The sequence below is a fragment of the Mycobacterium montefiorense genome (assembly GCF_003112775.1).
Taxonomy (GTDB): domain Bacteria; phylum Actinomycetota; class Actinomycetes; order Mycobacteriales; family Mycobacteriaceae; genus Mycobacterium; species Mycobacterium montefiorense.
The window spans coordinates 62934-81670 of the sequence record NZ_BFCH01000008.1; the positions used below are offsets into that span (position 1 = coordinate 62934).

Annotated in this window: 17 protein-coding genes; 2 read left to right on the forward strand and 15 right to left on the reverse strand. The window is 66.4% G+C overall.

Annotated features, from left to right (window positions below; all coding sequences use genetic code 11):
* Nucleotides 1–4: 4 nt before the first annotated feature.
* The 10 genes from groES to DB708_RS06150 form a co-directional block, all read right to left on the reverse strand.
* Nucleotides 5–307, reverse strand: a complete 303-nt coding sequence (gene groES / locus DB708_RS06105) for a co-chaperone GroES (RefSeq protein ID WP_036466886.1) — start codon at nucleotides 305–307, stop codon at nucleotides 5–7.
* Nucleotides 308–548: 241 nt separating this feature from the next.
* A complete protein-coding gene (gene tsaD, locus DB708_RS06110; RefSeq protein ID WP_108921062.1) occupies nucleotides 549–1583 on the reverse strand; it encodes a tRNA (adenosine(37)-N6)-threonylcarbamoyltransferase complex transferase subunit TsaD in 1035 nt (344 codons plus the stop codon).
* Nucleotides 1580–2047 carry a ribosomal protein S18-alanine N-acetyltransferase gene (gene rimI, locus DB708_RS06115; RefSeq protein ID WP_108921063.1) on the reverse strand — a complete coding sequence of 156 codons (468 nt, stop codon included), beginning with the start codon at nucleotides 2045–2047 and terminating at the stop codon, nucleotides 1580–1582. The genes tsaD and rimI overlap by 4 nt, the downstream gene beginning before the upstream one ends.
* A complete protein-coding gene (gene tsaB / locus DB708_RS06120) occupies nucleotides 2044–2667 on the reverse strand; it encodes a tRNA (adenosine(37)-N6)-threonylcarbamoyltransferase complex dimerization subunit type 1 TsaB (RefSeq protein WP_409347560.1) in 624 nt (207 codons plus the stop codon). The genes rimI and tsaB overlap by 4 nt, the downstream gene beginning before the upstream one ends.
* Nucleotides 2664–3137 (reverse strand): tRNA (adenosine(37)-N6)-threonylcarbamoyltransferase complex ATPase subunit type 1 TsaE, encoded by a 474-nt coding sequence (tsaE, locus tag DB708_RS06125; protein WP_108921065.1) that lies wholly within the window; start codon nucleotides 3135–3137, stop codon nucleotides 2664–2666. Before tsaE ends, tsaB begins: the two co-directional genes overlap by 4 nt.
* Entirely contained in the window at nucleotides 3130–4245 is a 1116-nt protein-coding gene (locus DB708_RS06130; RefSeq protein WP_108921066.1) for an alpha/beta fold hydrolase, read from the reverse strand. The genes tsaE and DB708_RS06130 overlap by 8 nt, the downstream gene beginning before the upstream one ends.
* A complete protein-coding gene (gene alr / locus DB708_RS06135; protein WP_201263437.1) occupies nucleotides 4235–5401 on the reverse strand; it encodes an alanine racemase in 1167 nt (388 codons plus the stop codon). Before alr ends, DB708_RS06130 begins: the two co-directional genes overlap by 11 nt.
* 48 nt (nucleotides 5402–5449) lie before the next feature.
* The gene (locus DB708_RS06140; protein ID WP_108921157.1) at nucleotides 5450–7192 is read right to left on the reverse strand and encodes a molybdopterin-dependent oxidoreductase; all 1743 of its coding nucleotides are present in this window, start codon (nucleotides 7190–7192) and stop codon (nucleotides 5450–5452) included.
* Between the two features lie 158 nt (nucleotides 7193–7350).
* Nucleotides 7351–8736 carry a glutamate decarboxylase gene (locus DB708_RS06145; protein WP_108921068.1) on the reverse strand — a complete coding sequence of 462 codons (1386 nt, stop codon included), beginning with the start codon at nucleotides 8734–8736 and terminating at the stop codon, nucleotides 7351–7353.
* Between the two features lie 21 nt (nucleotides 8737–8757).
* Nucleotides 8758–10179: an NAD(P)H-hydrate dehydratase gene (locus tag DB708_RS06150; RefSeq protein WP_108921158.1), complete on the reverse strand. Its 1422-nt coding sequence runs from the start codon at nucleotides 10177–10179 to the stop codon at nucleotides 8758–8760.
* 92 nt (nucleotides 10180–10271) lie between these two features.
* On the opposite strand from DB708_RS06150, the gene DB708_RS06155 reads away from it, so the two are divergent.
* Nucleotides 10272–11207 (forward strand): class I SAM-dependent methyltransferase, encoded by a 936-nt coding sequence (locus DB708_RS06155; protein ID WP_108921069.1) that lies wholly within the window; start codon nucleotides 10272–10274, stop codon nucleotides 11205–11207.
* On the opposite strand, the gene DB708_RS06160 is transcribed toward DB708_RS06155, so the two are convergent.
* The 5 genes from DB708_RS06160 to glmS form a co-directional block, all read right to left on the reverse strand.
* Nucleotides 11204–13096, reverse strand: coding sequence for an alpha/beta hydrolase family protein (locus tag DB708_RS06160; RefSeq protein WP_108921159.1), 1893 nt, complete (start codon nucleotides 13094–13096; stop codon nucleotides 11204–11206). The genes DB708_RS06155 and DB708_RS06160 overlap by 4 nt on opposite strands.
* 68 nt (nucleotides 13097–13164) lie before the next feature.
* Nucleotides 13165–13866, reverse strand: coding sequence for a rhomboid-like protein (locus DB708_RS06165; protein ID WP_235616652.1), 702 nt, complete (start codon nucleotides 13864–13866; stop codon nucleotides 13165–13167).
* 38 nt (nucleotides 13867–13904) lie between these two features.
* A complete protein-coding gene (locus tag DB708_RS06170) occupies nucleotides 13905–14732 on the reverse strand; it encodes a DUF4436 domain-containing protein (protein ID WP_108921070.1) in 828 nt (275 codons plus the stop codon).
* 193 nt (nucleotides 14733–14925) lie between these two features.
* The gene (locus tag DB708_RS06175; RefSeq protein ID WP_235616653.1) at nucleotides 14926–15795 is read right to left on the reverse strand and encodes a DUF4436 domain-containing protein; all 870 of its coding nucleotides are present in this window, start codon (nucleotides 15793–15795) and stop codon (nucleotides 14926–14928) included.
* Nucleotides 15788–17653 (reverse strand): glutamine--fructose-6-phosphate transaminase (isomerizing), encoded by a 1866-nt coding sequence (glmS, locus tag DB708_RS06180; RefSeq protein ID WP_108921162.1) that lies wholly within the window; start codon nucleotides 17651–17653, stop codon nucleotides 15788–15790. The genes DB708_RS06175 and glmS overlap by 8 nt, the downstream gene beginning before the upstream one ends.
* Nucleotides 17654–17895: 242 nt before the next feature.
* Between glmS and DB708_RS06185 the strand changes: the two genes are divergently transcribed.
* Entirely contained in the window at nucleotides 17896–18735 is an 840-nt protein-coding gene (locus DB708_RS06185) for a dienelactone hydrolase family protein (protein ID WP_108921071.1), read from the forward strand.
* Nucleotides 18736–18737: the final 2 nt, after the last annotated feature.

The following is an 18737-nucleotide window of genomic DNA, read 5'->3' on the forward strand; positions in this document are numbered from 1 at the left end:
TTCTTTACTTGGATACGACAGCCAGCACGTCGCGTGCCGACAGGATCAGGTACTCCTCGCCGTTGTACTTGATCTCGGTGCCGCCGTACTTGCTGTAGATGACGGTGTCACCTTCCGACACGTCCAGCGGGATCCGCTTGTCGCCGTCCTCGTCCCACCGGCCGGGGCCGACTGCGACGACGGTGCCTTCTTGCGGCTTCTCCTTGGCGGTGTCAGGAATAACCAGACCGGACGCGGTCGTGGTTTCGGCCTCGTTGGCCTGCACGAGAATCTTGTCCTCGAGTGGCTTGATCTTCACCTTCGCCACGATTGGAGCCCTCCACTATTTGGATCGGGTCCGGGACGCTCGCCCGGACTGGAGTTGGCGGTCGATCCAGGGGTTGCCCGAACCGTCCAATTACCAGATGATTCGGCATTCGGCCGGGCCCTTGAGCCGTCGTCGCGGGAGCCGACACAGGGGATCGTCCGATTGCCACCTAGCACTCTATACACGAGAGTGCTAGCACTCAAGACCGCCCTGCTGCTTCCCGCGTATTTACGCTCTGAGCTCAGCTCACCTGGGCTTTTACCACCGGCAGCCCCGGGTCGCTGGGCACGTCCAGCGGCGACGGCGCCGCACCCGCGGCAACCAGGTGCGCGGCGAGCGACGCGATCATCGCCCCATTGTCGGTGCAGAGCCGTGGCCTGGGGATACGCAGCGTCAGGCCCGCTTCGGCACAGCGCTGCGTCGCCAGCTCCCGCAGCCGCGAGTTGGCGGCCACTCCCCCGGCAATCAGCAAGGTCTGCACGCCGAGCCCGGTGGCCGCGCGCACCGCCTTGCGCGTCAGCACGTCGGCGACGGCCTCCTGAAACCCGGCGGCGATGTCGGCCGACTGCGCGTCCGGATTGCCCTCCACATACCGCGCGACGGCGGTCTTGAGCCCGGAGAAGCTGAACGCGAACGGGTCATCTCGCGGGCCGGTCATGCCGCGCGGGAACACAGGGATCTCCGCGGCGTCCCGGCCGCAGGTGCGGGCCAGGTCGTCGAGCACCTTGCCGCCCGGATAGCCCAGACCCAGCAGCCGCGCCACCTTGTCGTAGGCCTCGCCCGCGGCGTCGTCGACCGTGCTGCCCAGCTCGACGATCGGCTCACCGAGCGAACGCACGTGCAGCAGGTGCGTGTGTCCGCCGGACACCAGCAGTGCCACCGACTCGGGCAGCGGCCCGTGTTCGTACACATCGGCGGCCAGGTGCCCGCCCAGATGGTTCACCGCATAGAACGGCACGCCCCACGCGGCCGAATACGCTTTGGCCGCAGCCACTCCTACCAACAAGGCGCCGGCCAGCCCGGGTCCGATGGTGGCCGCGACGATGTCCGGTCGCGCCAGGCCTGCGGTCGACAGCGCGCGGCGCATGGCCGGGCCGAGGGCCTCCAGGTGTGCGCGGGACGCGATTTCGGGAACCACGCCACCGAACCGCACATGCTCGTCGACGCTGGACGCCACCTCGTCGGCCAGCAGCGTGACGGTGCCATCGGAGTCGAGCCGCGCGATGCCGACTCCTGTTTCGTCGCAAGAGGTTTCGATGGCCAAAATGTGGTTCACAAGGCCAGCCTCCGCATCGTGTACGCATCCGCACCGCTGATTCGGTAATAGCGCTTGCGCAGACCGATCTGCTCGAAACCCATGCTGCGGTACAGCGCAAGAGCCGCCTCGTTGTCGGTGCGCACTTCCAAGTAGACGACACCGCCTTCGGCGAACTCGAGCAAGTCGGCGAGCAGCCGGCGGCCGATGCCCTGGCCCTGGTAGGCCGGGTCGACGCCGATGGTGTGTACCTCGTACTCGAACGGCGGTTTGCGGCCCAGCCTGGAGATGCCCGCGTAGCCGACGAGCGTGCTCGCGGTGCGCGCGCCGACGTAATGGTTGTGGGCACTGGCCAATTCGCGGCAGAACGCTACCGCAGGCCAGGGGTCGTCGCCGTCGAATAGCGCAGCTTCCAGCTGCGCGCACCGCTGCGCGTCGGCGCGGTTCAAATCACCGATCGTCACCGGCTCGCTGCCGGCGGTCATTGGCGGGTCGCCAGCGGCTTGGCGTCGGGCCGGCGCAGATACAGCGCCACCAGCGGCGCCGGGTCGGCGGACCAGTCGGACACCGCGGCCGCTAGTCCAGCCGGTGTCGGGTGCACGGGCTCGCGCAGCGGCAGGCCGAACAGCGCGGCATGCTCGGGTGAGCCGGCGACTGCTTCGGCCGCTCCGGGGTCGACGTCGGCGGGCGCGTTAACGGCCGGGCCGTCGGTGCGGACTCCGTCGCGGTAGCGCGCCCAATAGACCTCGCGACGGCGGGCGTCGGTGACCGCCAGCACCTCCCCAGTGGTCAGCACGCCAATGGCGTCCAGGCTGCACACGCCGTGCACCGGGATGCCCAGCGCATGCCCGTACGCCGCGGCGCTAGCCATCCCGGCCCGCAAACCCGTGAACGGCCCGGGGCCGCAGCCGACCACGACGGCATCGAGGTCACCCATCGTCGCTGCGGCTTCGGCGAGCGCGCCGAGCACGTTGGGAGTGAGCCGTTCGGCGTGCGCCCGAGCGTCGACGGTGACCTGCTGGGCCAGGACGTCGTGATCGGGCAGCCGCACAATGCCCGCCGTCACCGCCGGCGTGGAAGTATCCAGCGTCAGGATCAGGCTCACGAGCGGCCCCATTCCCAGGTTGCGATCCGCACGTCGGATCCGCTGACCCGCTCCAGCCGGATGTCGAGGTGACGTTCGGAAAGGCGTTCGGCAAGGCCCTCGCCCCATTCCACCACCACGACAGCGTCCTCGAGATCGGTGTCGAGGTCCAGCGAGTCGAGTTCGCCCAGCAGGTCGGTGCCCTGGTGGTCTAGCAGCCGGTATACGTCGACGTGAATCATCGCCGGTGTACCCGCCTGTCGCGGCGGGTGCACCCGGGCCAACACGTACGTCGGCGAGGTGACTGGACCGTCGACATCCATCGCCGCAGCAATCCCCTTGACCAGTACGGTCTTTCCGGCTCCGAGCGGACCGGAGAGCACCACGACGTCGCCGGCGCGCAGCTGCTGCCCCAACTGCGAGCCGAGCGCAATGGTGTCCTGGACGCGCTCGCAGCTGGCCGTGCCCGGTCCCAGTCTCAGCTCAGCCACGGCGCCGCAACCGTACTCGGGTCCGCTGGTACCACAGGGTCATTTTGCCTGGAATGGCCCGATTGATCAGCCGTACCAGGCCCTCATTTATGGCCTCGGGCTTGTCCAGCAGGGCCAGGTGGCTGGCCCCGCCGACGATGACCAGCTCCGATCGCGGCAGCGAGGCCGCCATCTTTCTCGAGTACTCGTCCGGCGTGATCAGATCGTGGTCGCCGCAAGCGATCAGGGTCGGGACCCGCAGCAGCGTCCACAGCCCGGCGGTTTCGTCGTGGGTTTCCAGGGCGCGCAGGAAGCCCACCAGGGTGGGAATCGGGGTGCCGTTCATCATCCGCTGGGAGAACGCGTCCAGGCTGCGGCTGACATGTAGATCGCTGTAGGAGGCGGCCCGCAGAATCGGGCCGATCAGCGACCGGGACACATTGCGGCCGCGGTGCATCAGCTTAGGGGCCGACCGTGCGGTGAATCGAAGTGCCTCCACCGCAGGGTTTTTCAGTATCTCACCCAGCGGTGATCGGGTAACGCCTTCGGCCGCGGAGGAAATCAGCGCCGCGCCGACGATCCGGCCGCCGTACTGGGCGGGGTACTGCCGGGCGTGCGACAACACCGTCATCCCACCCATCGAGTGGCCGACCAACACGATCACCCCGCGCGGCGCGACCTCGGTCAGCACGCTTTGCAGATCCTGGCCCAGCTGGGTCAACGTGTAAGTCTCCGGCGAGGCCTCCCCGGAACGCCCGTGCCCGCGCTGGTCATAGAACACCATGCGCACTCGCGGACCCCATTTCTCGGCGAGCCGCTTGCGCTGAAAATAGAACGACCCCATCCGCAGACAGAATCCGTGCACGAAGACCATGGTCAGCGGGGCGTCCAGCGGGCCGACTTCGCGGACCGCCAGCGGCACGCCGTCGGGCGTGGTCACCACATAGCTGCGGTCGCAGTCCAACTGCTCGAAATCCTCATCGGCGTAAGGATCTTCGGTCAGGGTGACGCGTTGCGTCATCGACCGGCGGACCGAGGCGCCCACGATGGTGGCAACCGCGGTCAGCCCCGCACCTCCAGCAAGCCAGACCCTCCCCCGCTGGCGCCGGCGAGTTTCCTCATCGCTCAACGGTTCCGGCCTCGCGATAGGTCCTGACGATCCGCCCCCGCGGACTGGTGACCACTTCGTAGTGGATGCTGCCGAGCAGATCGGCCAAGTCCTGAGCGGTGGGCTCGCCACTGGTGCCGGGACCGAACAGAATCGCCTCGTCGCCTTCTGCCACATCGAGGGGGCCGGGACCGAGGTCGACGAGGAATTGATCCATGCAGATCCGCCCCACGCCGGGGCGTCGTCTGCCGTTGATCAGCACGTCGAGGCGTCCACCGAGGGATCGGAAGACACCGTCGGCGTATCCAATGGGCAGCAACGCCACGGTGGTGTCGCGTTTCGCGATCCAGGTGTGTCCGTAAGACACGCCTTCGCCGACACGAATCGACTTCACCAATGCGACAGCACATTTCACCGTCATCGCCGGTATCAGGCCCATATCGCCGAGCTCAGGAACGGGGCTCAGCCCGTACACCGCGATCCCGGGCCGCACCATGTCAAAGGCCAGGTCGGGACGAGACATCGTGGCGGACGAATTCGACAGGTGGGCAATCTCGAATTGCACCCCCTGCTCGCGCGCCTGGGCAAGCATCTCGCTGAACCGTTGCGCTTGAACGTCATTGACGGAGTTGTCCGGCTGGTCAGCGAACACCATGTGCGACATCAGTCCCCGCACCCGGATCGTCTCGTCGGCGACAGCCTGGCGCACCGCGGTCAGCATCGCTGCGTACTGGCCCGGGGCCACACCGTTGCGATTCAGCCCGGTGTCGACCTTGATGCTCACCGTTGCGGTGCGGCCGGTTCGGTGCACGGCATCCAGCAGCTCGTCGAGCTGGCGCGCCGAGGACACGGCGATCTCCACGTTGGCCATCACCGCGGGCCCGAAGTCGATGCCGGGCGGATGTAGCCAGGCCAGCACCGGCGCGGTGATTCCGTCCGCGCGCAGCGCCAAGGCTTCGTCGACGGTGGCCACACCCAGCTCGGCGGCGCCGGCCGCCAATGCGGTGTGGGCAACACGGATGGCGCCGTGGCCATAGCCGTCGGCCTTGACAACAGCCATCACCTGCGCAGAACCGGCGTGTTCACGCAGCACTCGGACGTTGTGCGCGATTGCCCCCAGGTCCACCAGGGCCTCGGCGAGGATGCCCGGTGTCAGGGATATCGGCGTAGCTGCCACGGACGCCATTGTCCCAGAACCTCCCGAGCACACTGATCCCGTGGCCGCTCAGATCGTCTGGTGGCGTCCGAAGTACTTGTGGTCCTCGCTGTAACCGCCATACCCGCTCCCGATTTCGGAGTAATGAGCGAGAAACTCGATCCCTTTGATCCACTTGACTTGCTTGAAGCCGTGCTGCAATTCGTTGCGCAGCCGCAAGGGTGCGCCGTGACCATAGCTCAGTGGTTCGTCGTTCATGCTGTAGGCCAGCATCGTCAGATGATGGCTCATCTGCTCGATCGGATGCACGTTGTAGTAGATGCCGCCGGTGGCACCGAGGCCCATCGAGTAGAACGCCACCCATTTCGCTTCTGGTCGTGGCTTGACGATGTCCATGATCGCCTGCATCGAGATACCGCCCCATTTGGCGACGCCCGACCAGGCCTGGATACAGAAGTGTTGCGTGATCTGGTCGTGGTAGTTCAGCGCCTTTAGCTCGTCGAGCGAGAACTGCCTGGGGTTTTCGACGAGGCCGTATACCCGCAGTCGCCAATCACGGAAGCCGTTCGCCTCAAGGTCCTTGTACTCGACGGTGTCGGGTAAGCGGCCGTTGTGCCAGAAGTAGGACGAGATGTCCTTCTCGGTGAAGGCGCCGGGTTCCGGATTCATCCTTTCCAGCACTCGCTGCAGGGGTCCGATCAGCGCGTCTCCGACCCGCTGCACTACCCGGGGGTGGCGAATGGTGAACGGGGTGGCCGCCACCCAGCCCACGGCCGTCACCACCATGGCGATGACGAACACGCCAAAGCCCACCCAACCGTTGTCGTCACTCGCGGCAAACATGTGGTTGAGGTTGCGCAATGCCTCCGTGGCGAACACCAACGTGACGTGCACGACGATGAAGAAGATGAAAAACAACAGCACCAGGAAGTGCAGCGAGCGCGCGGCCTGGATGCTCAATCGCTTGCTGATGACCGTCAGACGCATCGACAGCGCCGGAGACATCCCCAACCCGGTGATCAGCGCTGCCGGCGCCGCGACGAAGACCACCGTGAAATAGGCCAGCAATTGCAAACCGTTGTAGGCAACCCAACCGTTGTCGGTGGTCGGCCAGTCCAGCGACAGGTACTGGATCGCCACCGACGCGGCGTTGGGGAAGACGTCCCAGCTCGTCGGCACGAGGTGACGCCACTGCCCGGTGGTGAACAGCAACACGTAGAAAACCAGCCCGTTGAGCAGCCACAGCACGTCAGCTCCGAGATGCCACCAGCGCGCCAGCCCGATGGAGTGCCGGAAGCCGGGCAGGCCGAACTGTCCCGGCAAGGCGACGGTGTCATCGTTGGCGGTCCAATATCCCTCCGGCACCGGCGGCCCCACTCGCAGCCACTCGTCCTTACCTGGGGTGCAGTTGCGGCTGAAGTACAGCCGCGGATGGTCACACAGAATCTGAATCCCGGACCGAATGATGAAGGTCATCAGGAACAGATTGAAAAAGTGTGTCCACCCTTCCCAGGCATGCATGCCAGGGCTGACACCGCGACTATCTGTGCCGGGGTACCGCTGGATGAATGCCTGCACCGCCGGCATGTTGTGCAGGCCCTTGCCGATCGCCACCGCCGCAACCAGTAGCGCGAAGCCGATCGGGATCAGCCAAAGCAGGTTGAACCACTTGTCCGCGCCCACCCGTAGCCTCGGTGCGGTGGCGCGCCTGGTGAGATCGAATCCGCCACCATAAGTCTCCAGATCGATCTGGTCGTGGGCCGGATGTATCTCGGCGCTATAGGACTCCAGCGCCAGCTCGACAAGGTCCAACTCTCTGAGTTCGGTGGATTCCGCCCCAGTCGCGGCCGTCCCCGGCCAATTAACCCGCTGGACCGCGTCCTTGCCTTCGCTGACCTCGCCGCTCACGCCCGCCTCCTGTCGTCCCGCAGTACGGAACTGGATATACCCAAGAGTCTGCGCTCACAAAGCTAGTGCGCGAAATGTTCGTTGCTGTAGTGCCCGCCCGGTTTCAGCTTGTCCAGCGAGGCCAGGGCGGTGCGGGCGTCGTCGTGCAGCGCTCGGGCCAAGTCGGCGGACAGACCCTCGCGCACCACGATGCGCAGCACCGATACGTCCGTCGCGTTGTCGGGCATCGTGTAGGCGGGCACCTGCCAGCCGTAGCCGCGCAGCTCGTGGGAGACGTCGAACTCGGTGTATCCGCGGTCGCGAGCGAGCCGGAAGCTGACCACCGGGATCGACGAACCGTCCGAGATCAGCTCGCAATGGTCGCCGACGCGCAGCTGCTCCCCCAGCCAGCGCGCGGTCGACGACAGCGTCTGCATGACCTGGGTGTAGCCCTCGCGGCCCAGCCGCAGGAAGTTGTAGTACTGGCCGACCACTTGGTTGCCGGGGCGGGAGAAGTTCAGCGTGAACGTCGGCATGTCGCCGCCCAGGTAGTTCACGTGGAACACCAGGTCCTCGGGCAGGTACTCGGTGCTGCGCCAGACGACGAACCCGACACCCGGGTAGGTCAGCCCGTACTTGTGGCCGCTGACATTGATCGACACCACCCGCGGCAGCCGGAAATCCCATTTGAGCTCGGGGTGCAGGAACGGCACCACGAATCCGCCGCTGGCCGCGTCGACGTGCACCGGAACGTCCACGCCGCCGCCGGCCGCCAGCTTGTCCAACGCCGCGCAGATCTCGGCGACGGGTTCGAGCTCGCCGGTGTAGGTGGTGCCCAGGATCGCCACCACGCCGATGGTGTCCTCGTCGACGGCGTCGAGGACCTGCTCGGGCGTGATCACGTAGCGCCCCTCCTCCATCGGCAGGTAGCGCGGTTCGACGTCGAAGTAGCGGCAGAACTTCTCCCAGACAACCTGGACGTTGGAGCCCATCACCAAGTTCGGGGTGCGGCCCTTCCAGTCTTTGCCGACCTTCTCGCGCCAGCGCCATTTCATCGCGAGCCCGCCCAGCATCACCGCTTCGCTGGACCCGATGGTGGATACCCCGGTCGCGCTAGACGGGTCGTCGTCGCGCAGGCCCTCGGCGTGAAAGAGGTCGGCCACCATGCACACGCAGCGCTGCTCGATAGCCGCGGTCGCGGGGTATTCGTCCTTGTCGATCATGTTCTTGTCGAAGGTCTCGGCCATCAGTCGCCCGGCCTGGGGATCCATCCAGGTGGTGACGAAGGTGGCCAGGTTCAGCCGCGAACTGCCGTCCAGCATCAGCTCGTCGTGGATGAAGCGGTAGGCGGCATCCGGATCCATCGATTCCTCCGGCAGCCGCAGCGCGGGGATCGGTGCGGTGAACAGCCGGCCGGTGTAAGCCGGGGCGATCGAGTGCCCGGGAACGGATGGATGGCTGCCGGTCATGGCGGATCCTCTCGTGAGCTGTTAAAGGGCGGCTAGGGCGGCGCGGATGTGGCCGGCGATTCGTGACGCCGAGGTGGGTGCCTCGCCCGGGCCCGGGTCGGCGGCCGAGAGCGCGGCGGCGTGGGCGTGAACGAACGCGCCGACAGCGGCGGCCTCGGCCGGCGGTAGTCCCGCCGCCAGCAGCGCGCCGATCATTCCCGACAGCACGTCGCCCGACCCGGCGGTCGCCGCCCAGGACTGCCCGGCCGGATTCAGGTAGACCGGGCCACCGGGGTCCGCGATGACGGTGACATTTCCCTTGAGCAGCACGGTGGCGCCGAACGTGTCGGCGAGCTTGCGGCAGACTGAGATCCGGTCGTCGCCGGGCGCGGCGCCCGCCAGCCGGGCGAATTCACCGGCGTGCGGTGTCAGCAGTGTCGGCGCCCGGCGGTTGGCCACCAGGTCGGGGTGCGCGGCCAGGATGGTCAGCCCGTCGGCGTCCACCAGCACGGGCAGGTCGGTGCCCAGCGCGAACCACAACGCGGCGGCACCCGCCTCATCGGTGCCCAGCCCCGGACCGACAACCCACGCCTGCACCCGGCCGGCCGCCGCAGGGGTGGGCGTCGCGATGACCTCGGGCCATACCGCGAGCACCTGGCTGTGCGCGCTGCCCGCGTAACGGACCATGCCCGAGGTGGCCGCTACCGCGGCGCCGGTGCACAGCACGGCGGCGCCCGGATACGTCGACGAGCCGGCCAGGATGCCGGTCACCCCCTGCGTGTACTTGTCGTCGCGTGCACCCGGCACCGGCCAGCGGGCCGCGACGTCGCCGGCCTGGAAACCCAGCACGTCGGTTTCGGCGAGATCCAGCCCGATATCGACCATCGTGATGTCGCCGCAGTCGGCGAGCGCGTGTACGGGCTTGAGGCCGCCGAACGTGACGGTCGACACGGCGTGCACCGCGGGGCCGCTGATCGCACCGGTCGCCGCGTCGATACCGCTGGGGAGGTCGACGGCGACCACCGGGATTCCCTGCGCATCGACAGCCGCGAATACCTCAGCCGCCGCCGGCCGCAGCGGACCGGAGCCGGAGATGCCGACCACGCCGTCGATGACGAGATCGGTTGTCGGCGAGACACTCTCCACGATGCGGCCGCCGCCCTTCCGGAAGGCTGCCAGTCCCTTGGGGTGGGTGCGGTCCGGACTGAGTAATATCGCGTCCGCCGCCGCGCCGCGGCGTAGCAGGAAAGCGGCCGCCCACAGTGCGTCACCACCGTTGTCGCCCGACCCGACGACCGCACACACCCGACGGCCCGCGACCCCGCCGGTGCGGGTCCTCAGCTCACCGATGATCTCGGTGGCCAGCCCGAAGGCGGCACGCTTCATCAGGGCGCCATCGGGCAGGCTGGCCAGCAGCGGTGCTTCGGCGTCGCGGATCGCATCTACGGAGTAGTAATGCCGCATCGAATTCAGCATTCCATGCTCATCTGTGTTTGCGCACAGCACGCGTCAAGGAGCCGTCCGTACATTCGGCTGTAGCGGCGAATGGAGGGACGATGACGCGGACGGACGACGACACCTGGGACCTGGCAAATGGCGTGGGAGCCACCGCAACCGGCGTCGCGGTGGGACGCGCGCTGGCCGGCCGTGCGCCCAACCCACTGATCCACGACCCGTTTGCCGAACCGCTGGTGCGCGCGGTCGGCGTGAACTTCTTCACCCGGCTGGCCAGCGGCGAGCTGGATCCCGCCACGGTCGACGACAACGGCGACTTCGGGATGGTGGGCCTGGGCGCCATGATGGGCCTGCGCACCCGGTTCTTCGACGACTTCTTCGTGGCCGCGGGCGCGGCGGGGATCCGCCAGGCGGTGATCCTGGCGTCGGGGCTGGACGCTCGCGCCTATCGGCTGCCCTGGCCGGGCGGAACCACGGTGTTCGAGATCGACCAGTCGCAGGTGATCGAGTTCAAAAGCGCGACCCTGGCCGAGCTGGGCGCCACCCCGACCGCCGATCGCCGGGCGGTACCCGTCGATCTTCGCCACGACTGGCCCGCCGCGCTGCGCGCCGCGGGCCTGGACCCCGGCAAGCCCACCGCCTGGAGCGCCGAGGGTCTGATGCCGTTCCTGCCGCCTGAGGCCCAGGATCGGCTGCTGGACAACATCACTGAGCTCAGTGCGCCGGGAAGTCAGTTGGCCACCGAAAACCTGCAGGGCGCCAGCGATGCCGTAGCAACGATGGCCGACCGGATCCGGGTAGTCACCGAGCAGTGGCGCGAGCACGGCTTCGACATCGAGATGACGGATCTCTGGTATGCCGGCGACCGCAACGACGTGGTCGAGTACCTGAGCTCGCTCGGCTGGACGACATCCGCCGCCACGGTGCCGGAATTGGCTGTGAATTACGGTCTTTCGCTGCCGCCCGGGCCGGCCGAGCCGGTCGACAAGGAAGAGACGCTGTCGGCGATGCATTACATCACCGCCACGCGAAGCTAAGCGCTGCCGACTTCGCCCACCGCGCGAGACGGCGGCGAAACGGCGCTGGCGTCGAATGCCACGGTCAGCCACTCGCTCATCGCCGTGGCCAGCGCCGCACGGTTCTCGCGCTTGACGATCTCATGTCCGTCGTCGCTGAACAGCAGGTAGTGAACGCGGCGACCAACGTTGCGCAGCGCCTCGACGATCTGTTCCGATTCGCTGACCGGCACATTGGTGTCATGGGCCCCGTGCACCACCAACAACGGGGCCACCAACGCATCGACCCGCCGCAACGGCGACAACTGCTCAAGTAGTTCGCGGTCGCCAATGGGGTGGCCGTACTCGGGATAAGAGGAGTCCGCGATCCACGGTTCGGTGTTGCGATAGAACGTGCTCAGGTCACTCATTCCGCAGATGCTGATTCCTGCTGCGAACAATGCGGGATGAAACGTCAGCGCCGCCTGCGTCAGGTAGCCGCCGTATGACCAGCCCGCGCAGGCAACGCGGCGCGGGTCGGCGAGGCCGCTGTCCACCAGGAATTGCACGCAGTCGGCGACGTCATCGATGGCGGCGAACCGCTTTTCCTTATCGTCGGCGTGGACGAAAGTCCTTCCAAAACCCCCGGAGCCGCGGACATTCGGTGCAAGCACGCTGAACCCGTCGTTGACCAGTTGCGCAAAGATGTCGTTGTAACCGGGCCGGGCCTGACCCTCGGGACCGCCGTGCAGAAACACGACCGCGCCCGCCGGAGCGCTGGCTTCCATCGGGCGATACAGCCAGGCGTTCAGGCTCAGCCCGTCGCGCGCCGTAATCGATTGCGACTGGGCGAAGATACCGGGGATCTCCGCGCCGCGGTCGCGTTCGGTGTCGACGACTTCCCATTCGCGCGAACGCGGGTCCACCAATTCAACGATTCGCGGCAGGGCGGGTCCCTCGACGGTCATCGCGACCATCGAGCCACCGGCACTGATCGACAGCTCGCGCGCGACCGGCCCGGGCAATCCAATGGGCGCTGTCAGCGTGTAATCGGAGTATTCCAGAATCTGTAATTCGCTGCGGCCCTGCAGGTTCCACAGTAGCGCGACGGTGGACAGGTCGTCGCTGACGGCGAACTCGGCGAGATCGCAGTCCGGACGCTCGGCCACTACGGAGTATTTGACGCCGTCCAGCGTGACGGCCACTTCCAGCAGGCGGGCGTGCTCGCAGCCATGGTCACTGCGGATCAGTGCCCGTACGTATCCGTCCGCGCCGACACCCGGGTTGTACAGCTTCGTCTGCTCGCCGGTGAGTCCGTAGCGCAGCCGACGGGGCTGGTGGTCGTCCAGAATGATCCCGTCCGCGGTCGTGGATCCGGGATCGGAAGGCAGCAAGGCGATTTCGGTCTCTCCGAACAGCATGATCATTTCGTGGTAGCCACGCGGGCCGACCCGAATCAGTGCCGCCCCGGCCCAGGCGTCGACCAGCCGGCCGCCTGATCGGCTGTCCAGCACGATGTGGCGACCGTCTGCCGGATCGATCAGGCAAGACCGCCCGACCCCGTCCTCACCGGTCAGGATCGCCGCCACCAGGGTGCCGTCCCACGCGATCAGCTCAGCCGTCCCGGCCTCTTGGTCGTCGATGCGCCGGGCCATTCGATCATCGGGATCGGTGGTGACCAACCAGATTTGGCTGCGAGATCCGCTCCCGTCCGGCGTCACCTCACATGCCAGCCACTGGCCGTCCGCGGAGTGGATGACGCGAGAGACCGGACCCTCGACCGGGAGCTCAACATTGCGCGAAGAGCTGGCCCGCCAACCGCGCAAAAAGCGTTGCACCGCGCGGGGATAGCCGCCGTCGTCGACGATGTGGGCGAACGCGGTTGCATCCGGGGACAGTGACGCGCCGTAGACCTCGCGCACCTGTCCCATCGTTTCAGCCTTCCGAGTCGCGTCACCGGTCAGCGCGTCGCGTGCCACCGAGCACTTCGCCGTGCAAATTACCCGTAACGGTATCGCCGGAAAGCGGCCCTGACCCGCGCCGGACTCCATGGCTTGTCCTGCTTGGCGCGGGCCATCGGATAGAAGCAGAGTCCGATGAGGATCGACGTGAAGTGACCTATCGCGGTGAAGTTGATGCCGTGCCGGCTCATCGTGATCAGCGGGAAGCCGAAGATGACGAGCAGCACGCCGAGATAAAGCCAGCGCCATGGTCGCACGATGCGATAAGTCAGCACGGCCATAATGCCGGCAAGGAAATAGCTGACCCCGATATCGCGCGAGAGCACCAGCCGTTCGGATGCGTCGTGTTCCTCGATCGCGAAGTACAGGATGCCTTCGCTGATATACGTCGCAAGGATGTGACTGGTCAATCCGACGATGAGCCAATTGAGGTGGCCGAGCCAGTGTTCAACCGGCGCGAGAAACAGGGTGAACAGCAGCAGATAGGGCTCCAGGCTTTTGCCGTCGATCCACAGCAGGCTGGAAAACAGCACGGCGAGCGGATCAGTTCCCAACTCGTGAATGTTGGTGGAGCGGTGCAGTAAAACCGAGTGCAATTGCCGCCCGGACAGCTGGTTTTGGACGATCGTCGTAGCCATCAGGACCAACAGCCAGCCGTAGGTTAACGGCGCACCGCTGACAAAATGCCAGACCGCGAGCGCCAGGCTCCGCAGTCTCCCCCGCACCGATCCATCCGCCACGGCGTCAACTTTCGCATGCCCGGTCGTTTCGGCAGACTTTATGCCGAATTTTCCGGTTCAGGTCTTAGGTGCCGCCACCAGCAATAGACGTAGAGCAGCATCGACATCACCAAGGTGACGATGACCCACAGCGTGATTGTGACGTCAACCCACGATCCGATCGGGGGTGCGTCGGGCAGCGCATTTCGCAGCGGTATCACCGCGAACAGCATTGCCGCATACCACGTTGTCATCGGCGGCTGGAATTTTCGACGGTTGCGCGCCGTCTGAATGGCGACGAAGGAAGCAGCCCCGGCGAGCGCGAGCATCACCACGATGACGACGGCCGCGAACGCCGCAATGCTGGGCGCTCGCCGCAGTTCCACTCGGTACGGCGACTGCGGGCTGCCGGCGCCGGCCACGGCAAGTGCCCAGCCGGAAACGCGGTCGACGAATTTGACCGGCACCTGTTCGGGTCGCTGGGAGCCATAGATCAGGTCAACCGTGATTGGCCCGGACTGAAAAGTATCGAACGGCCACTGCGAGGGGTCACCACTGATGGTCAGCGGGACGGGGTACTCGCCGGGCAGCATTCCTTTTGTCCAGGAGCGCTTGCTCGGTGTGACGGCGGAGTGGACCACGACAGCGAGGTCTGCGTTCAGACCGCGGGTTACCGGATCCACCAGCCCGGGCCCGGGGGTGATAGTGACGTTGGCGTGCAGCGCGCCCTGCATCGATTGAAGTTCGAGGAAGTCGATCGTCACCGTGGTCCCGTCGGCCGCCGGTGCGCCCTGGGTGAGTTGAAGCGGGCAGCCGCAACCGGATCTGGCGTAGAGCGCGATCGTGGTGATGTACGTGGCAACGAAAAAGACCACCAGGCCAAGCATCGAAACTTTCGTCAGACGATTGCCCCTAGCGACGCCGCGCGACGACAAGATTGCCTCCCCGTTGACTGGGTCGTCTGAGATGCGAGCCCGGCCACAGATAGTAAACCCGTGCTACACACCATTGCCAGAAGCTAAGTCGGCTTGTGCGCGTGTTCTCTCACGGTTCGCCACCAGCAGTCCGATCGCGGCCCTGCTACTCGAGAGCGGCGGGCTGTTCGGGTTCGGGCCGCAGATGCCGCCACCAGCACGAGATATAGAGCCCCATCGAGATCACCAAGACGACGATCACCCAGAGCACGATCGTGATGTCGATCCAGCTTCCGAATGGAGGCGCGTCGGGCAGCGCATTTCGCAGCGGCACCACCGCGAACAGCATGGCCGCGTACCACGTCGTCATCGGTGGCTGGAATTGCCGTCGATCCCGCACCGTCTGCACCGCGACGAACGCGCCGAAGGCTGCAAGTGCGATCAGCACCGCGAGGATGACGACCCCGAACGCCACGGTGCTCGGCGCCCGCATCACGTCCACTTGATAGGGGCTGACCAGATCGGCTTCGTCGAGGCGATTCACCTCGATATCCCAGCCCAGGATGCGGTCGACCAAGGTGACCGTCGCCGCCAGCCGCAGGTTCGACGAGCCGGACAAGAGTTCGGCGACGATGGGCCCCGAATGGTATTCGTCGAAGGGCCATTCCGCGACTTCGCCGGCCACCGCCAGCGATACGCGAAATACGTCGGGCAGTGTGCCTTTCGGCCATGTGCGCTTGCTGGCCGTCACCGCGGAGGTGACCGCGATGGTGAGGTCTTCCTTGAGGCTGTGGGTTTGCGGGTCCAGCATCGAGGGTCCAGGCGCAACACTGACGTCGGCGATAAGCAGACTGTTGTTCGTCTGAACTTCTTGCACATCGATGGTCACCTTGGGAACATCGGGCGCCGTGAAACCGCGAACCGCCACATTGCGGTGGCCCATACCGCTGCCGATGTAGAGCGCGATCGAGACGACATAGGCCGCAACGAGCAGCACGACACCGGCGATGCCGAGTCTCGAGCGCCGGCTACTCAACCGTGACCGACTTCGCCAGGTTTCGCGGTTTGTCGACGTCGTAGCCGCGCGCCTGGGCCACCGCCGCGGCGAACACCTGAAGCGGGATAGTCGACAGTAGAGGCTGCAGAAGTGTTGACACCGAAGGGATTTCGATCAAGTAGTCTGCGTAGGGCCGCACCGTGTCGTCACCCTCTTCGGCGATCACGATGGTCACCGCACCGCGGGTCTGAATCTCGCGGATGTTGGACATCAGCTTGGCGTGCAGCGTGGCCGATCCCTTGGGCGAGGGCATGACGACGATGACCGGCAGGTCGTCCTCGATCAGGGCGATCGGGCCGTGCTTGAGCTCGCCGGCGGCAAAACCCTCGGCGTGCATATAGGCCAGTTCCTTGAGTTTCAGCGCGCCTTCCAGCGCCACTGGGTAGCCGACATGGCGACCCAGGAACAGCACCGTCGAGGATTGGGCGAAGCGATGAGCCAGCGCGGATACCGGCCCGATCGTCGCGAGCACCCGGGACACCAAGTCCGGCATCGCTTCCAGCTCACGGTATTCGCGCTCGACCTCGTCGGGGTACTTGGTGCCGCGGGCCTGCGCCAGCGCCAGGCCGACCAGGTAGTTGGCGGTGATCTGAGCCAGGAAGGTCTTCGTCGAGGCCACACCGATCTCCGGCCCGGCGCGGGTGTAGAGCACCGCATCGCACTCGCGCGGGATCTGCGAGCCGTTGGTGTTGCAGATCGCCAGCACCTTGGCCTTCTGCGCCTTGGCGTGCCGGACCGCTTCCAGCGTGTCCGCGGTTTCACCGGACTGCGAGATGGCCACCACCAGCGTGCTGCGGTCCAAAACCGGGTCCCGGTACCGGAATTCGCTGGCCAGCTCGACTTCCACCGGCAAGCGCGTCCAGTGCTCGATCGCATACTTCGCCAGCAGCCCGGAGTGATATGCGGTGCCGCAGGCGACCACGAATACCTTGTCGACCTCGCGCAGTTCCTGATCGGAGAGCCGTTGCTCATCGAGCACGATGCGGCCGTTCACGAAATGGCCGAGCAGAGTGTCAGCGACCGCGACAGGTTGCTCGGCGATCTCCTTGAGCATGAAGTACTCGTAGCCACCCTTTTCGGCGGCGGCCAAGTCCCAATCGATATGGAACTCGCGATATTCGACGTCTTCGTTACCGTCGAAGTCGGTGATCCGGTAGCCGTCTGCGGTGAGCACCACGCATTGGTCCTGGCCGAGCTCGACGGCGTTGCGGGTGTGCGGAATGAACGCGGCGACGTCGGAGCCGACGAACATCTCGCCGTCACCGACACCGACCACCAGCGGGGTCGACCGTCGGGCCGCCACGATGGTGCCCGGCTCGTCGGCGTTGGCGAACACCAGAGTGAAGTGGCCCTCGAGTCGGCGCAGCGCCGCCAGCACCGACGCGGCGAAGTCGCCGGCCGTCTCACCCTCGCGATACGCGCGGGCGACCATGTGCACGGCGACTTCGGTGTCGGTGTCACTGGCGAATTCGACGCCGGCCGATTCCAGCTCTTGACGCAGGGTGGCGAAGTTCTCGATGATGCCGTTGTGGACGACGGCGATCTTGCCGGCGGCATCGCGGTGCGGGTGGGCGTTGCGGTCGGTCGGACGGCCGTGGGTGGCCCAGCGGGTGTGGCCCAGGCCGGTGGTGCCGCGCAGGTGCTCCGGCGACATCTCGGCTACCGCTTTGTCCAGGTTTTCCAGCCGGCCGGCGCGACGGCGCACGGTCAGTTTGCCGTCGCCATCGACGAGCGCGATGCCCGACGAGTCGTAGCCGCGGTACTCCATGCGGCGCAGTGCGTCCATGACGACTTGGCAGGCAGGGGCCTGCCCCACGTAGCCGACAATTCCGCACATCATGACCAGGGTAGTGCAGATGGAGGTTCAGCCCGGCCTGTGGCGAGGCGATCAGGCGCTAAACCCCTGGTCAAACCGCATCGAGCGTGCGCTCTAGGCGGTTTTTGACCCGCCGGCGCAAGGCCGGACCTGCCGGCCTTGTCTGGGAACCCCAACGCCCCGACAGGCCGGTCGGCCTGCGGCAGCGGTGCTGGGACGGCGTCACATGGACGCATCGGACCCATCCCCGCTAACGTCAACGGGTGGCCCGCACCCGCAAGCTCGTCGCCGCCCTCAGCCGCCGTGGCCCGCACCGGGTTTTGCGTGGTGACCTGGCTTTTGCCGGTTTGCCAGGCGTGGTCTACACCCCCGAATCGGGGCTGAACCTTCCCGGCATCGCCTTCGGTCACGATTGGCTCACCGGCACGGCCCGTTATGCGGGTCTGCTTGAGCATCTCGCGTCGTGGGGCATCGTGGCCGGCGCTCCCGACACCGAGCGGGGCCTGGCGCCTTCGGTGCTCAATGCGGCTTCCGATCTCGGCACCGCCCTCGACATCGTGGCCGGTGTACGCCTTGGGCCGGGCAACATCAGCGTGCACCCCGCCAAGCTCGGGGTGGTGGGCCATGGTTTCGGGGCCTCGGCCGCCGTATTCGCGGCGGCTGGAATGCCGACCACACTGGCGGCGGTGGCCGCGGTGTTCCCGACCGTCACCGCTCCCCCGGCCGAACAGCCGGCAACGTCGCTGAAGGTGCCCGGCTTGATCCTCGCCGCACCGGGAGACTCAAAGACGTTGAACGCCAACGCGCTGGCGCTCTCCTTCGCGTGGACTTCGGCCACGCTGCGCATCGTTAGCAAGGCCGAACCCAGGGGGTTGGGCGAGGGCCGGCGACTGGCATCGGTGTTCGGGTTACCCGGCTCCGACCGCCGTACCCAGCGGTCGGTTCGTGCCCTGCTGACTGGATATCTGCTCGCTACGCTGGCCGGCGACAAAACGTATCGCGACTTCGCCGATCCAGATGTAGTGCTGCCCAAGACGATTCCGGTCGATCTCGAGGATCCACCCGTCGCGCTCGAAGAGAAGATCGTCGCGCTGCTGAAGTAGCG

Excerpts from the sequence above, each read along its gene's own strand:
- DB708_RS06145 (WP_108921068.1), bottom strand. The coding sequence starts at position 8,736 with ATGACCGGCAGCCATCCATCCGTTCCCGGGCACTCGATCGCCCCGGCT.
- DB708_RS06160 (WP_108921159.1), bottom strand. The coding sequence starts at position 13,096 with ATGGGACAGGTGCGCGAGGTCTACGGCGCGTCACTGTCCCCGGATGCA.
- DB708_RS06155 (WP_108921069.1), top strand. The coding sequence starts at position 10,272 with ATGACGCGGACGGACGACGACACCTGGGACCTGGCAAATGGCGTGGGA.
- DB708_RS06170 (WP_108921070.1), bottom strand. The coding sequence starts at position 14,732 with ATGCTTGGCCTGGTGGTCTTTTTCGTTGCCACGTACATCACCACGATC.
- rimI (WP_108921063.1), bottom strand. The coding sequence starts at position 2,047 with ATGACCGCCGGCAGCGAGCCGGTGACGATCGGTGATTTGAACCGCGCC.
- glmS (WP_108921162.1), bottom strand. The coding sequence starts at position 17,653 with ATGTGCGGAATTGTCGGCTACGTGGGGCAGGCCCCTGCCTGCCAAGTC.
- DB708_RS06150 (WP_108921158.1), bottom strand. The coding sequence starts at position 10,179 with ATGCGGCATTACTACTCCGTAGATGCGATCCGCGACGCCGAAGCACCG.